At 74.2% G+C, this 13878-nt stretch carries 16 protein-coding genes; 5 read left to right on the forward strand and 11 right to left on the reverse strand.

The features are described from left to right. Positions 1-638 (forward strand): glycoside hydrolase family 15 protein (locus tag K7854_RS36245; protein WP_226030816.1); only part of this gene is annotated, 638 nt, incomplete at its 5' end. A gap of 5 nt (positions 639-643) precedes the next feature. Continuing rightward, positions 644-1399 carry an SDR family oxidoreductase gene (locus K7854_RS36250; protein WP_226030817.1) on the forward strand — a complete coding sequence of 252 codons (756 nt, stop codon included), beginning with the start codon at positions 644-646 and terminating at the stop codon, positions 1397-1399. Between the two features lie 34 nt (positions 1400-1433). On the opposite strand, the gene amaP is transcribed toward K7854_RS36250, so the two are convergent. The 5 genes from amaP to K7854_RS36275 all read right to left on the reverse strand — a co-directional run bounded on the left by amaP (position 1434) and on the right by K7854_RS36275 (position 3961). Continuing rightward, positions 1434-2021, reverse strand: a complete 588-nt coding sequence (gene amaP / locus K7854_RS36255) for an alkaline shock response membrane anchor protein AmaP (protein ID WP_226030818.1) — start codon at positions 2019-2021, stop codon at positions 1434-1436. 142 nt (positions 2022-2163) lie between these two features. Beyond that, entirely contained in the window at positions 2164-2844 is a 681-nt protein-coding gene (locus tag K7854_RS36260; protein WP_226030819.1) for a DUF6286 domain-containing protein, read from the reverse strand. Continuing rightward, complete coding sequence (locus tag K7854_RS36265; protein ID WP_226030820.1) at positions 2841-3221, reverse strand: alkaline shock response membrane anchor protein AmaP; 381 nt, start codon at positions 3219-3221, stop codon at positions 2841-2843. Before K7854_RS36265 ends, K7854_RS36260 begins: the two co-directional genes overlap by 4 nt. Continuing rightward, positions 3218-3403, reverse strand: coding sequence for a hypothetical protein (locus K7854_RS36270; protein WP_127896794.1), 186 nt, complete (start codon positions 3401-3403; stop codon positions 3218-3220). The genes K7854_RS36265 and K7854_RS36270 overlap by 4 nt, the downstream gene beginning before the upstream one ends. A gap of 75 nt (positions 3404-3478) precedes the next feature. After that, positions 3479-3961 (reverse strand): Asp23/Gls24 family envelope stress response protein, encoded by a 483-nt coding sequence (locus tag K7854_RS36275; RefSeq protein ID WP_226030821.1) that lies wholly within the window; start codon positions 3959-3961, stop codon positions 3479-3481. An 87-nt stretch (positions 3962-4048) separates the two neighbouring features. Between K7854_RS36275 and K7854_RS36280 the strand changes: the two genes are divergently transcribed. Next, positions 4049-4855, forward strand: a complete 807-nt coding sequence (locus K7854_RS36280; RefSeq protein WP_226030822.1) for a nucleopolyhedrovirus P10 family protein — start codon at positions 4049-4051, stop codon at positions 4853-4855. A gap of 21 nt (positions 4856-4876) precedes the next feature. Here the strand turns inward: K7854_RS36280 and K7854_RS36285 are convergent, their stop codons facing one another. The 3 genes from K7854_RS36285 to K7854_RS36295 form a co-directional block, all read right to left on the reverse strand. Next, positions 4877-5680 (reverse strand): enoyl-CoA hydratase/isomerase family protein, encoded by an 804-nt coding sequence (locus tag K7854_RS36285; RefSeq protein ID WP_226030823.1) that lies wholly within the window; start codon positions 5678-5680, stop codon positions 4877-4879. 158 nt (positions 5681-5838) lie between these two features. Next, positions 5839-6060, reverse strand: a complete 222-nt coding sequence (locus K7854_RS36290; protein WP_003976983.1) for a helix-turn-helix domain-containing protein — start codon at positions 6058-6060, stop codon at positions 5839-5841. A gap of 336 nt (positions 6061-6396) precedes the next feature. Next, entirely contained in the window at positions 6397-7995 is a 1599-nt protein-coding gene (locus K7854_RS36295; protein WP_226030824.1) for an ABC-F family ATP-binding cassette domain-containing protein, read from the reverse strand. Between the two features lie 204 nt (positions 7996-8199). Here K7854_RS36295 and K7854_RS36300 point away from each other — a divergent pair, with 204 nt between their 5' ends. Next, entirely contained in the window at positions 8200-8613 is a 414-nt protein-coding gene (locus tag K7854_RS36300) for a VOC family protein (protein WP_226030825.1), read from the forward strand. Between the two features lie 33 nt (positions 8614-8646). Here K7854_RS36300 and K7854_RS36305 read toward each other — a convergent pair whose 3' ends face one another. From K7854_RS36305 to K7854_RS36315, 3 genes are all read right to left on the reverse strand, one after another. Next, the gene (locus tag K7854_RS36305) at positions 8647-10065 is read right to left on the reverse strand and encodes a hypothetical protein (protein WP_372481115.1); all 1419 of its coding nucleotides are present in this window, start codon (positions 10063-10065) and stop codon (positions 8647-8649) included. Between the two features lie 230 nt (positions 10066-10295). Beyond that, positions 10296-11423, reverse strand: a complete 1128-nt coding sequence (locus K7854_RS36310; protein ID WP_226030826.1) for an alpha/beta hydrolase — start codon at positions 11421-11423, stop codon at positions 10296-10298. 114 nt (positions 11424-11537) lie between these two features. After that, complete coding sequence (locus tag K7854_RS36315) at positions 11538-12191, reverse strand: class II aldolase/adducin family protein (RefSeq protein ID WP_226030827.1); 654 nt, start codon at positions 12189-12191, stop codon at positions 11538-11540. A 224-nt stretch (positions 12192-12415) separates the two neighbouring features. Between K7854_RS36315 and pitH the strand changes: the two genes are divergently transcribed. Continuing rightward, positions 12416-13672, forward strand: a complete 1257-nt coding sequence (gene pitH / locus K7854_RS36320; RefSeq protein WP_226030828.1) for a low-affinity phosphate transporter PitH — start codon at positions 12416-12418, stop codon at positions 13670-13672. Positions 13673-13878 lie beyond the last annotated feature (206 nt).

The raw sequence follows: 13878 nt of genomic DNA on the forward strand, positions 1-13878 counted from the left end.
AACCGGACGAGGGGCTGTGGGAGGTGCGGGGCGGGCGCCGGCAGTTCGTGCACTCGAAGGTGATGACCTGGGTGGCCCTGGACCGCGCGGTGCGCACCCTGGAGCACCACCCCGAGCTGGGCGGCGGGGACGTCGACGGCTGGCGGGCACTGCGCGACGAGGTGCACCGCGAGGTGTGCGAGAAGGGCTACGACCCGGTGCGCAACACCTTCACCCAGTACTACGGCTCGCGGGAGCTGGACGCCTCGCTGCTGCTCGTGCCGCGCGTGGGCTTCCTCCCGCCGGACGATCCCCGCGTGGTCGGCACGGTCGACGCGGTCGGCGCGGAGCTGACCCGGGACGGCCTGGTCCGCCGCTACAGCACCGAGGGCCGCCAGGTCGACGGGCTGCCGGGCGGCGAGGGGACGTTCCTGGTGTGCTCGTTCTGGTACGCGGACGCGCTGCACGCGACCGGCCGGACGAAGGAGGCCCGGGAGCTGTTCGAGCGGCTGGTGGGTCTCGCCAACGACGTGGGGCTGCTGGCGGAGGAGTACGACCCGGTCTCCGGCCACCAGCTCGGCAACTTCCCGCAGGCCTTCAGCCACGTCGGCCTGGTGAACACGGCCCTCGCCCTGTTCGGGGACGAGGGGGCAGGATAGGGGCCATGGATCTTGGACTGAAGGACCGGGTGTACGTCGTCACGGGTGCCACCCGGGGGCTGGGCAACGCCGCCGCGCGCGAGCTGGTCGCCGACGGGGCGAAGGTGGTCGTCACGGGGCGGGACGAGAAGAGCGTCGCTGAGGCGGCCTCGGCGCTGGGACCGGACGCGGTCGGGGTGGCCGCGGACAACGCCGACCCGGAGGCCGCCGGGCGGCTGATCGCGACCGCCCGTGAGCGCTTCGGCCGTTTCGACGGCGTACTGATCAGCGTGGGCGGGCCGCCGCCCGGGTTCGTCGCCGACACCACGGACGAGCAGTGGCAGTCGGCGTTCGAGTCGGTCTTCCTCGGCGCGGTGCGGCTGGCCCGGACGGCGGCGGCCGAGCTGGCGGACGGCGGGGTGATCGGCTTCGTGCTGTCGGGTTCGGTGCACGAGCCGATCCCGGGTCTGACCATCTCCAACGGGCTGCGCCCCGGGCTGGCGGGCTTCGCCAAGTCCCTCGCCGACGAGCTGGGCCCGCGCGGCATCCGCGTCGTCGGCCTGCTGCCGGGCCGCATCGACACCGACCGGGTGCGCGAGCTGGACGGCCTGTCGGCCGACCCCGAGGCGACCAGGACGGCAGCCGAGTCCCGCATCCCGCTGCGCCGCTACGGGGCCCCGGAGGAGTTCGGCCGCGTGTCCGCGTTCCTGCTCTCCCCCGCGGCGTCGTACCTGACGGGCGTGATGCTGCCGGTGGACGGCGGCGTGCGGCACGGTTTCTAGGGCCGGCCGGACGGAAAGTCCGGGAGCCCCGCCCTCAGCTGACCCGCTCCGCCCCGTGCTTGACGCCGCGGAGCTGGACCTCCGCCGGGAGGGAGGCGAGGTGGGCCGACCGGCGGGCGTGGGTCAGGGCTCCGGTGGTGAGTTCGTGCAGCGCGGTGCCGGGGTCCACGTGGGGCGCCAGCAGCAGCCGGACGCGGGCCGCCGGGGCGTCGCGGCGGCCGGTGAGCCGGACACCGGCCCGTTCGACCCCGTCCACCCGGTCCGCGTCACCGGCGAGGACGTCCTCCAGCGCCCGGCCGCGCAGCGAGGCGCCCTCCCCGTCCCCGGTGTCGACCAGGACCTCGGTGAGCCTGCGGCGGCGCACCACCGCGACCAGCCACCACAGGGCGAGCAGCAGCAGGACGGCGAGTGCCGCGATGACGACCGGCCACCACCAGCCGGCCTCCCGCCACCGGGTCCGTTCGGCGTTGCTCAGCAGCACGTCGTGCGGCCCCTGGTGGACCCACCAGGAGGGCGCGGGGGCGTCGAAGCCCACGGCCAGCACCGCGCCGCCGAGCACCAGCAGGACCAGGCCCGCCAGCGCGGTCAGCACCCGGTTCACCGTCCTGAGCACCACGCTCACCCCTTCCGTCCGGGTCGCGCCACCCGCAGCGAGACGGCCGGCGGCCCGGCAAGCCCGACGCCGCGCACCGCACCACCAAGTCCCGGCGGCACCGGGCCCGCCCCTCCCCTCAGCACCCGGTTCACGATCCTGAGCACCACGCTCACCCCTTCCGTCCGGGTCGCGCCACCCGCAGCGAGACGGAGGGCGGCCGGGCCAGGCCGAGTCCCCGCACCGCGTCGTCGAGTACGCCGTCGAGATCGGCCCGTACGTCGTCCAGTTCCCGGAAGTGCGACAGCGCCCGTACCCGGACCCTGCGGCGGCGCATCCGCACCCGCGCCGACTGCACCCCGGAGACCTCCATCGCCCGGTCGCGCAGCACGGTGGCGGCGGCGTCCCGGTGCAGCCCGGCGCGGACGTCCGGGTGGGTGCGCCGCATCGGCAGCACCCGGCGCAGGCCGGGGGTGAGGGCCAGCAGGAGCAGCCAGAGCCCGAGGGCCGCGGCGACTCCCGCGCCGACCAGCACCCAGGTGTCGTCGACGGGCCGTTCGGCGAGCTGCCGGGCGAGGTCGCGGCGCCAGCCGAGCGCGGACCGGCCGGCGCGCACGGCGACGACGTCGTAGAGGAAGGCTCCGGCGAGGAGCAGGAGCAGCAGCGCGACGAGGCCGGCGGGGACGCGGCGCGCCGACCAGAAGCGGCCGGCCCGTCCGCTGCCGGACGCGTCCGGCAGGTCGGGCCCGTGCTTGTCCAGTGACGGGGCCGTGCCCGGTTCCGTGCCGCGTTCCACGACGGGCAGCCGCTGGGTGCTGCCCTCACCGGTCCCGGCGCCCCGGGGCTCGCTCATCGCGTCCTCCCGTGCCTCGCGCCGTGTTCCGCCGACAGGTGCAGCCGTTCCACCTGGACGGCGACCTCCGGCACCGCCATGCCCACCAACGCACGTACCCGCTGGACGACTTGGTGACGCACCCGGCCGCAGCGGTCGCCGATGTCGCACGGGTAGTCGAGTTCCAGGTGGACCCGGACCCGGGCGGTGTCGTGACGGACGTCGACGGTGGCGTACGGCCGTGCGGCGTCCGGGTGGAGCGGGCCGAGGGCCTCGCGCGCCGCACGCGCGGCGACCTTGGCGACGACCCGGTCGGCGATCCGGGTGGCACCGCGCTCGCCCGGCGCCACGCGGGCCGGTTCGAGGAGCTCACCGGCCCCGTCGCTCACGCCGGTCACCGCCGCCGGTCGTCGCGGGAGCGGAAGAAGTCACCGAGGTCCATGTCCCCCTCCAGGAAGCGTCCGGCGACGAACCCGACGGCCCCCAGGGCCGCCACCAGCAGGAAGGCACCGAAACCGCCGAAGTATCCGGCGAAGCCCAGTGCCATGCCGGCGATCATGCCGACCACGGCCATGCTCATGGCGCGATCCCCTCATTCACCGTTTCATTCACTGTTTCGTTCAGCGTTCGGTTCGGCGTCCGGTCGGCGTCCGCGTCACCTGATCCGGGGCTCCGGTTCCTCGTCCTCCTCGTCGGGCAGCTTCACGTCGCTGACCGCGATGTTGACCTCGACGACCTCCAGACCGGTCATCCGCTCCACCGCCGCGACCACGTTCTCCCGTACGTCCCGGGCCACGTCCGCGATCGACACGCCGTACTCGACGACGATCTCCAGGTCGAGGGCGGTCTGCTTCTCGCCGACCTCGGCCTTCACCCCGCGCGTCACCCCGGACTTGGCCCCGCCGGGCACCCGGTCGCGCACCGCGCCGAAGGTGCGCGACATCCCGCTGCCCATCGCGTGCACACCGGCGACGTCGCGTGCCGCCATTCCGGTGATCTTCTCCACGACGCCGTCGGCGATGGTGGTCCGTCCCCGGGTACCGGGGTCCCCGCCGCCGCGCCGCATCGTCTGGCCCTTGGCCGTCCCGGGGGTCTCGATCGTGTCCTGCCCGCTCCGGTGGCTCTCCATGTCACTCATCGCCGTACGTCCCTTTCGGTCGTAGTCCTGCGACCACGTTAGGCGGGGTTGCGGTGCCCCGCGCCATGGATGCGGCAGGCTGGACGAATGACGACGGCGGACCGGTGGACGCGGGCGGTGCGGGAGCAGCTGGGTCTGGGCAGGCTGCTGCCCCTGGGCGGGCCGGAGGACGGCGCGTGGATCGCCGAGCGTGCGGCACGGAAGGTGCTGCTGACGGCGGCCCGGGCGGTGGCGGGGGTACGCCCGGGTGACCTGCGGATCGGGCTCGCCGATCCGGACGGCACGCCGGAACCCGCCGTACCGCCACCGCCGGGCGCGCTGCTGCCCGGTCCGCTGCGGGTGACGGCCGGCTTCGCGGCGGTCGTGGAGCCGACGGCGGCGGCCGCGGAGCCCCTGCCGACGACGGCCGCGCGGCTGCGTGCCGCGCTGACGGAGGCGGCGGCCGGGCGGCTGGGCCTCAGGGCGGCGGACGTGGACCTGCGGGTGACGGGCCTGCTCGACGAGACGGCGGCCACGGAGCCGGACGCCGGTCCCGGGCCGGGCCCCGCCGCGACGTCCGACCGGGCCGACAGCGGCACGGGTACCGAAGACGACACCGAGGCCGACGGCCAAGACGAAGGCGAAGACGAAGGGGCCGGCGACGAGGGGCGTGTCGTCCGGGCCGCGTCGGCGGTGCCGGGCGTGGCCCGGCTGACGGGCGTGCTGGGCCGTCCGGTGCACCTGACCGAGCCGCCCGCGCGCGAAGGTGCCCTGCCGCGCCGCCATGTCCGGGTGGAGCTGGCGGTCCGCGCGGACCACCGGGCCCTCGACGTGGCCCGGCAGGTCCGCGCGGTGGTGTCCGAGGCCCTGCCGGACCGGCCGTCGGTGGCCGTGGTGGTGACGGACGTCGGCTGACCGGCCGTGTTCTGGGCCCGGCTACTCCCCGAGCCCCGCCAGGTCGCGCAGCCGGCGGCCCTGCGCGGCCCGTTCGGCGGTGCGCTGGGCCTCGTAGTCCCGCGTCAGGGCACCCTGGAGCAGCGCCTTGGTCTCGACGACCGCGTCGCGCGGCGCGGCGAGGATCGCCGACACCAGGTCGTGCACGGCCGGGTCGAGCTGGTCGGCGGGCACGGCGAGGTTGGCCAGGCCGGTGCTCACGGCCTCCTCGGCCATGACGAAACGCCCGGTCGCGCAGATCTCCAGCGCGCGGGCGTACCCGACCAGGGACACCAGGGGGTGCGTGCCCGTCAGGTCCGGCACCAGCCCCAGGCTGGTCTCGCGCATGGCGAACTGCACGTCGTCCGCGACGACCCGCAGGTCACAGGCGAGCGCCAACTGGAAGCCCGCCCCGATGGCGTGCCCCTGCACGGCGGCGACCGACACGAGGTCGCTGCGCCGCCACCAGGTGAACGCCTCCTGGTACTCGGCGATGGTCGCGTCCAGCTCGGCGTCGCCGCCCCGCGCGAGGTCGATGAACGACGGTTCCCCGTCGAAGCCCTCCGGGGTGAACGCCTGCCGGTCGAGCCCGGCCGAGAAGGACTTGCCCTCGGCCCGCAGCACCACGGCGCGGACGGAGCCCGGCAGCAGCCGGCCGGCCTCGGCGAGCGCCCGCCACAGAGCGGGGCTCTGCGCGTTGCGCTTGGCCGGGTTGGTCAGCGTCACCGTGGCGATCGCGTCGTCGACGGTGAGCCGCACGCCGTCCTGGTCGAGTGCGGGACCGGGGTCGTGGGCGGGCGAAGCCATGGGGCGCCTCCGAAAGGTGCGGTCGTCGTCCCCGCCGCGCGCCGGACGGTGCGCCGTGCGACGGCAGGGCTAAGTGACTGCACAGTAACCACCCGGGCGGTCGGACGACCTACCGGGTGGCCACCGTCACTTTCGGAGCCGAGGGGCCGCCCGGGGCGTCAGGCCGACGTGGCCTTCTTGCCCCGGGTAGCCCCGCCACGCCCTCGGAGCGTGACGCCCGACTCGCTGAGCATGCGGTGCACAAAGCCATACGAGCGGCCGGTTTCCTCGGCCAACGCCCGGATGCTCGCACCGGCGTCGTACTTCTTCTTCAGGTCTGCCGCGAGCTTGTCGCGCGCGGCGCCGGTAACCCGGCTGCCCTTCTTCAGAGTCTCGGCCACCCGTGCCTCCTCATGGGAAGTGCGCTCTGGTACTCCTCATGATCACCCCTCCCGGCCCTCATGGCCACCCATTCGGCAAGGTCGATGAGACAAGGTTGTGACGACAGGAGCGGGTCCCCACATACGGAATACGAGATTCCAGAGAATTGGGCGCGTTCGGCCGAACGGGTTTCGCCACGTAGTTCCAGGTCAGAAAGGCGTCGCGGCCGGACCCCCGGTAGCTGGGGGCCCGGCCGCGAATTCGATGTAGGACACACCTCTTGATGAGGAGATCTCACGCAGATGGTGGATCACGGATCGGCCGAATGATCCATAACCAGTGGATCATCCATTCGATCAAGCGAGGGCGACGAGGTCCGCGTAGTCGGCGCCCCACAGGTCCTCGACGCCGTCCGGGAGCAGGATGATCCGCTCCGGCTGGAGCGCCTCGACGGCGCCCTCGTCGTGGGTGACGAGGACGACGGCGCCCTTGTAGGTGCGCAGCGCGCCGAGGATCTCCTCGCGGCTGGCCGGGTCGAGGTTGTTGGTGGGCTCGTCGAGCAGCAGCACGTTCGCCGAGGACACCACCAGGGTGGCGAGCGCCAGGCGGGTCTTCTCGCCGCCGGACAGGACCCCGGCGGGCTTGTCGACGTCGTCACCGGAGAACAGGAACGAGCCCAGCGTCTTGCGGACCTCGACCAGGTCCAGGTCGGGGTTGGCCGAGCGCATGTTCTCCAGGACGGTGCGCTCGGGGTCGAGGGTCTCGTGCTCCTGGGCGTAGTAGCCGAGCTTGAGGCCGTGGCCCTCGATCACCCGGCCGGTGTCGGGCTTCTCGACGCCGCCGAGGAGGCGCAGCAGCGTGGTCTTGCCGGCGCCGTTGAGACCGAGGATGACGACCCGGGAGCCCTTGTCGACGGCCAGGTCCACGTCGGTGAAGATCTCCAGCGAGCCGTACGACTTGGACAGGCCCTCCGCGGTCAGCGGGGTCTTGCCGCAGGGCGCGGGCTCCGGGAAGCGGAGCTTGGCGACCTTGTCGGACTGGCGGACCGCCTCCAGGCCGGAGAGCAGCTTGTCGGCACGGCGGGCCATGTTCTGCGCGGCGACCGTCTTGGTGGCCTTGGCGCGCATCTTGTCGGCCTGCGAGTGCAGGGCGGCGGCCTTCTTCTCGGCGTTGGCGCGCTCGCGCTTGCGGCGCTTCTCGTCGGCCTCGCGCTGCTGCTGGTAGAGCTTCCAGCCCATGTTGTAGACGTCGATCTGGGAGCGGTTGGCGTCCAGGTAGAACACCTTGTTGACGACCGTCTCGACCAGTTCGACGTCGTGGGAGATCACGATGAAGCCGCCGCGGTAAGTCTTCAGGTAGTCGCGCAGCCAGATGATCGAGTCGGCGTCGAGGTGGTTGGTGGGCTCGTCGAGCAGCAGGGTGTCGGCGTCCGAGAACAGGATCCGGGCCAGCTCGATACGGCGGCGCTGACCGCCGGAGAGCGTGTGCAGGGGCTGGCCGAGCACCCGGTCGGGCAGGTTGAGCGCGGCGGCGATGGTGGCGGCCTCGGCCTCGGCGGCGTATCCGCCCTTGGTGAGGAACTCGGTCTCCTGGCGCTCGTACTGGCGCAGCGCCTTGTCGCGGGTGGCGCCCTGGCCGGTGGCGATGCGCTGTTCGTTCTCGCGCATCTTGCGGATCAGGACGTCCAGGCCGCGCGCCGAGAGGATGCGGTCGCGGGCGAGCACGTCGAGGTCGCCGGTGCGCGGGTCCTGCGGGAGGTAGCCGACCTCGCCGGAGCGGGTGACCGAACCGCCGGCGGGCTGGCCCTCGCCGGCCAGGACCTTGGTGAGGGTGGTCTTGCCGGCGCCGTTGCGGCCGACCAGGCCGATGCGGTCGCCCTTGGCGACGCGGAAGGTGGCGCTCTCGATGAGGACACGGGCACCGGCGCGCAGCTCGATGCCGGAGGCGGAGATCACGGTCAGACTCCTGGGCGGGTGGATTGGCGGGGTGGGCGGCTGTGGAGGTTCCCGCCGCTCTAATGCACGAGGAGAATGGCCATGGGGCCAGTCTAACGGGGCCGTGCAACCACTTTTCCCGCGAGCGTTGTCAGTGGCCGGTGGAAGACTGGGCGAACGGGCCCAAAGCGCCACGGGCCACCGGCTCACGAGGAAGTGATCGGCATGGCTGACAACGGAGGCGGACGCCCGAGCGTCTACCCCACACTCCAGTACGCGGACGCCAAGGCGGCGATCCGGCAGCTCACCGAGGCCTTCGGCTTCACCGAACTCGCGGTGTACGAGGACGCGGACGGCTCGGTCGCCCACGCCGAGCTGGCCCAGGGCAACGGCGCGGTCATGCTCGGCTCCAAGGGCAAGGGCGGCCGCTTCGACGAGGCGATGAAGAGCGGCGGCACCACGGGGGTGTACGTGGTGGTGGCGGACGTGGACGCCCACCACCGGCGGGCCGTGGAGCACGGCGCCGAGATCCTGATGCCCCCGACCGACCAGGACTACGGCTCGCGGGACTACATGGCCCGCGACCTGGAGGGCAACGTCTGGAGCTTCGGGACGTACGCGCCGGAGGTACGCGGGTAGCCTCCGGCGCTCCGTCCGCAGCGGCCTCGGGGCTCAGCTGCCCCCGGTGTGGACCTGGAAGGCCGCCCGGCGCACGGCCTTGGCCAGGGCCGGGTCGGGGTGCGCGGCGGCGAGCGCCACCAGCACCTGCACGGTGCGGGGGTGACCGACCGCGCGGACCTCGTCCAGCAGGGCCGGGACGGTGGCCTGCACCGCCGACTCCAGGTGCCGCACCAGCAGCGGGGCCTCCCCGTGGTCGGCGACGGCGGCCGCGGTGTCGACCCACAGCCAGGTGGCCTCCGGGCGGGTGAGGACCTCGTGGGCGTCCTCGGGGTCGACGCCGTCGTGCTCGGCCAGCCACAGCAGGGCGTACGGCCTGAGCGTCGGCTCGTCGAGGACGCCGCGGACCTCGGGCTCGGCGGGGGCCCCGACGACGCGCAGCGCGTCGAAGGCGAGGCCGCGCAGCAGGGCGTCCTCGCCGCGGGCGGCGCCGAGCAGTTCGGTGACGGCGCTGCCGACGGGGCGGGCGGCGAGCCAGGCGCGGTACTCGGCGCGGGCGGCGTTGGGGCGCAGCTGTGCGCAGCCGCGGAGCATGTCCTCGGCCGACTGCTCGATGTTGCCCGCGGGGCTCTGCGCGGCGACGCAGATCTGCTCCAGCTTGACCCAGACCGCCCAGCTGCCCAGCGGGGTGAGCGTGGCGTGTCCGTCGCCGCAGGTGAGGGCGCCGACGGAGGCGAGGGCGTGCAGGGCCCAGTCGAGCAGGGGGGCGAGCGGGGTGTCGGCGGCCGGGACCGGGTCCGGCTCGGCGCCCGGGGTGCCGGGTTCGAGCCGGGGGCCGTAGGGCACCTCGCAGCGTTCGGTGCGCAGTTCGGTGACGCGCTGCTCCAGCAGGTCCAGGAGCTGCGCCACGGGGACGGGTCCGGCGGACAGCTGGAGGAAGGAGAGCACCTGGGGCATCGCGGAGACGACCTCGGCCACCGCGGCGGGCTCCTGGCCGGCCGGCTCGGGGTGGGCCAGCGACCAGGCGTCGAAGAGGGCGACCCAGCCGCGCAGCACGGCGCTGTCGTCGCGGTTCCAGGCGCGCAGCCGCCAGCCGGGGCGGGCGGTGCCGCCGTGCACCTCGACCAGTCCGGCGAGCCGGGCGGTGTCCCAGTCGGCACGGACCTTGGCCACGGGCAGGCCCAGTTCGCGGGCGGCGTGGGCGGCGGTGGCGTCGGACAGGGTGGCCTTGCCGTCGGCGGTCGCGCTGCCGCGGCCGGGGCCTAGTGCGGAGTCGGCCCAGCGGGCGACGCGGGCCGCGTCGGCAAGACCGGATCGTGCCATTCCGGCCAGCTCCGACCGGGCGGGGGTGCCTTCCGGTGGGCGCGGCGCGGGGCGGCGTGGACGCCGCTGATTCATCGCTTGGGGGGCGGCGGCCAGGGGTCGCGGGCGGACGAGTCGAAGCCTGGAGTCGCGCGGGATACGGGACGTCACGGGTGCAGTCTTCCGGTTGACGGTCCGAAAACCCAAACGGAATGCCCCGGGGGCCTCCCGGGACGGTGGACGCGGTGGCCGGGTCCCCTGGCCGGGCGCCGGATCAGGCCAGTGGTACGGCGCTGAACGGAACCCGGTCGCCCCGCCCGGGGCGGGGGTGGCGCGGGGCCGGGCGGAGAGGGTCGCGGGAGGGGATCACACCGGCGGGCCCGTGTGGGGCCACGCGGGAATCACACCAGCGGAGTCATGAAGCGGCGCAGCGTCTCCTCGTAGTCCGCGGGGTCGGCGTTCCACATGGCGCCGTGCGGGGCGTCCCGGACGGTGTGGAGGGCGACCAGGCGCGGGTGGGTGTCGGCCAGGCGGCGGGACAGGCGCCAGGGGGCCACCGCGTCGCCGGGGCCGTGGAAGATCAGGGTGGGGACGGCCGGGCGGTGCAGACCGGCCGTGCCGGTGTCCCGGTCGGCGTGCAACCCGGCACGGCCCTGTGCGGCCCGGACGGCGAGCGGCAGCAGCGGGCCGGGGGTGCGGCGGGCGGCGGCCAGGGCGCGCAGGGTGGTCTCCCAGCTGAGCACCGGGGAGTCCAGGACGAGCCCCGCGATGCGCTCGCGCACCCCGGACAGCGCGGCGGTGCGCAGGGCCATGGTGGCGCCGGTGGACCAGCCGAGCAGGACGACCTGGCGGGCGCCGTGGTCGAGGGCGTAGCGGACGGCCGCGTCCACGTCGCGCCACTCGGTCTCGCCGAAGTGGTGCAGTCCGTCGGGCGAGGGGGGCGCGCCGACGTCGCCGCGGTAGGCGAGGGCGAGCACCGGGACGCTGCGGCGGTGCAGCGGGCCGATCAGGTTCAGGGCGTGTTCCCGGGTGGCGGCCAGGCCGTGCACGGCGACGATCCAGGTCGGGCGGGCCCCGGGCAGGAACCAGGCCGGGAGCGGGCCGAGTTCCCCCGGGATCTCGACGTCGGTGTGGTCGAGGCCGAGGGCCGTGCCCGGGTTCCCGACGTACAGGTTCGGGGTGAACCAGGCCCGGTCGCCCGCCTTGAGGGTGCCGTGGGTGACGCCTTCGAGGCGGCGCACGACCGTGTCGGCGCCGTGCTCGGCGGTGTCGAGGACCGGGCCGACGACCGCGTGGGAGCCGTCGCCGGCGAGCCCGTACCGGCCGGGGCGCAGTGCGGCCAGGTCCCGGGTGAGGGTGATCTGCCCGGCGGCGGTGCCGTGCACGGTGAGCCGGGGCTCGGTGGGCAGCGGCCTGCCGGGGGGCGCCTTGAGCGCGGCGTCGCTGGCGAGCCGTCCGACGGCGACGCTCGCCACCCCGGTCGCCAGGGCGGTGGTGACGGCGGCTGCCGTTGCGGTGACAGTGCGCATGGGGCCAGTCTCCTGGTGGAGTCCTCGGGCGGCCAGTGGACGGGTGACAGGGGGTGACGGGATCCCCGTGTCCTGTAGCCGGTACCCCCGCGGCCGCCCGGCACGCACTGCGCGTCAGCCGTGTTGCCCGTATCCCCGCAGCCGTTCGGCCGCCTCCGCCAGCTGGGCCGGTGTGAGCAGGGACGGCGTGTGGCCCGGCACGGAGGCGGCGGTCAGCCACAGGCGGCACATCCACTCCAGCTGGGCGGTGCGGTCGTAGGCCTGGTCGAGGGAGGTGCCGTAGGTGATCGTGCCGTGGTTGCGGAGCAGGCAGCCGGTGCGGTCGGCGAGGGCGTCGAGCATGGCGCGGGCGAGTTCGCCGGTGCCGTAGGCCGCGTAGGGGGCGACCCGGACGGGGCCGCCGAGCGCGGCGGTCATGTAGTGCACCGGCGGGAGTTCGGACACGAGCAGGGAGACCGCCGTCGCGTGCACGGCGTGGGTGTGGACGACGGCCCGGGCGCCGGGGTCCGCCCGGTACACGGCCAGGTGCATGGGGAGTTCGCTGGTGGGGACCAGGCTGCCGAGCACCTGCCGGCCGTCCAGGTCGACGCCGGTCGCGTCGTGCGGGGTCAGCCGGTCGTAGGGCACGCCGGACGGGGTGACCAGGACCGTGTCGCCGACGCGTACCGAGACGTTGCCGGAGGTGCCGACGACCAGCCCGTCCGCGACCGTCCGCCGGGCCGTCGCGACGAGTTCCGCCCAGGCCGCTTCCTCGCTCGATCGCGTCACAGTCTCCGTCTCCTCCCGGACGCCCGCGCGCCCCTCGTGGCCCGTCGACGGACGGCCTCGCGGTGATCCTGCCAGGGACGTCTCCGGAGAGCGCCGGAACGGGCACGCAGAGGGACGTTCCGGCCCCGCTTCCGGTCACCGTGACGCCCTGCCCAGTTCATCTTCCGTTCACCCTGGTTACCTACGTTCGTCGCGCCAATGACCTCGAACGATTGCCTGGGTAAATGGAAAGCTTCTCGCTGATCCTCGCGATTGTGGTGGTAACCGCACTCGCGTTTGATTTCACGAACGGTTTCCACGACACCGCGAACGCGATGGCAACGACCATTTCGACCGGTGCGCTCAAGCCCAAGGTGGCGGTGGCGATGTCCGCCGTCCTCAACCTTGTAGGCGCCTTCCTCTCCGTGGAGGTCGCCAACACGATCTCCAAGGGTCTCGTCGACGAGACCGGCATCCGTCCCGAGGTCATCTTCGCCGCACTGGTGGGCGCGATCCTCTGGAACCTCCTGACCTGGCTGGTCGGGCTCCCGTCCAGCTCCTCGCACGCCCTGATGGGCGGTCTGATCGGTGCCGCCGTCGCCTCGGCCGGCATCGGCGCCGTCAACGGCGACGTGCTCGTCACCAAGGTGCTGCTGCCCGCGGTCGCCGCCCCGATCGTGGCCGGCGTCGCGGCACTGCTCGCGTCCCGGATGACGTACTCGCTGGGCCGCAAGGCCGACGGCAAGGCCGCCGCGAAGGGCTACCGGGCCGGCCAGATCGCCTCCGCCGGCCTGGTCTCGCTCGCCCACGGCACCAACGACGCCCAGAAGACCATGGGCATCATCACCCTCGCCCTGATCGCCGGCGGCTCCCTCGCCCCCGACTCGGACCCGCCGGTGTGGGTCATCCTGGGCGCGGGCCTGGCCATCGCGCTCGGCACCTACCTGGGCGGCTGGCGCATCATCCGCACCATGGGCAAGGGCCTGACCGACCTCCAGCCGCAGCAGGGCTTCGCCGCCCAGACCAGTGCCGCCACGGTCATCCTGGCCTCCTCCCACCTCGGCTTCTCCCTGTCCACCACGCACTCGGTCTCCGGTGCGGTGATGGGTGCGGGCCTCGGCCGCAAGGGCGGCGTGGTCCGGTGGTCCACGGCCACCCGGATGTTCGTCGCCTGGGGCCTGACGCTGCCCGCCGCCGCCCTGGTCGCCGCGCTCGCCGAGTGGGTCTGCCGCCTCGGCGACTGGGGCACGGCCCTCGTCGCGGTGTTCCTGGTCGCGGCCAGCTTCGCGATCTGGCGGATCTCCCGCCGCGAGGTCGTCGACCACACCAACGTCGTCGACGACGACACGGTGGGCGCCGCCGAGCCGGCCGGCGTGGTCACCACGGCGATGGCCGCGGTGTCGCCGCCCCCGGCGGGCGTCACCGAGGACCTGACGGCCACCCTCCCGGCCCCCGCCGCCACTCCCGACCCCAAGGCCCCGTCGGCCGCCACCACCGTCTGAGCCCGCGTCCCGGGTACGAAGGAAGCGAACCTCCATGAGCATCGACTGGGCAGCCCTGGGCTCCGTCTTCGGCGTCAGCCTCGTGGCCACGGTGGCCCTGGTGGGCCTGTTCACCCTCGGCATCGTCGGCCTCTCCCGCCAGGAGCGGGCCGCCGCCGAGGGCGGCTCCGCGGCCCTCGCGGTCACCGGCGCGTACGCGTGCTTCG

The sequence above is a fragment of the Streptomyces hyderabadensis genome, from assembly GCF_020404845.1.
Lineage (GTDB): Bacteria > Actinomycetota > Actinomycetes > Streptomycetales > Streptomycetaceae > Streptomyces > Streptomyces hyderabadensis.

Coding starts and splice junctions, on each gene's coding strand:
- K7854_RS36250 (WP_226030817.1), top strand. CDS start 644: ATGGATCTTGGACTGAAGGACCGGGTGTACGTCGTCACGGGTGCCACC.
- K7854_RS36260 (WP_226030819.1), bottom strand. CDS start 2,844: ATGAGCGAGCCCCGGGGCGCCGGGACCGGTGAGGGCAGCACCCAGCGG.
- K7854_RS36270 (WP_127896794.1), bottom strand. CDS start 3,403: ATGAGCATGGCCGTGGTCGGCATGATCGCCGGCATGGCACTGGGCTTC.
- K7854_RS36275 (WP_226030821.1), bottom strand. CDS start 3,961: ATGAGTGACATGGAGAGCCACCGGAGCGGGCAGGACACGATCGAGACC.
- K7854_RS36280 (WP_226030822.1), top strand. CDS start 4,049: ATGACGACGGCGGACCGGTGGACGCGGGCGGTGCGGGAGCAGCTGGGT.
- K7854_RS36285 (WP_226030823.1), bottom strand. CDS start 5,680: ATGGCTTCGCCCGCCCACGACCCCGGTCCCGCACTCGACCAGGACGGC.
- K7854_RS36300 (WP_226030825.1), top strand. CDS start 8,200: ATGGCTGACAACGGAGGCGGACGCCCGAGCGTCTACCCCACACTCCAG.
- K7854_RS36310 (WP_226030826.1), bottom strand. CDS start 11,423: ATGCGCACTGTCACCGCAACGGCAGCCGCCGTCACCACCGCCCTGGCG.
- pitH (WP_226030828.1), top strand. CDS start 12,416: ATGGAAAGCTTCTCGCTGATCCTCGCGATTGTGGTGGTAACCGCACTC.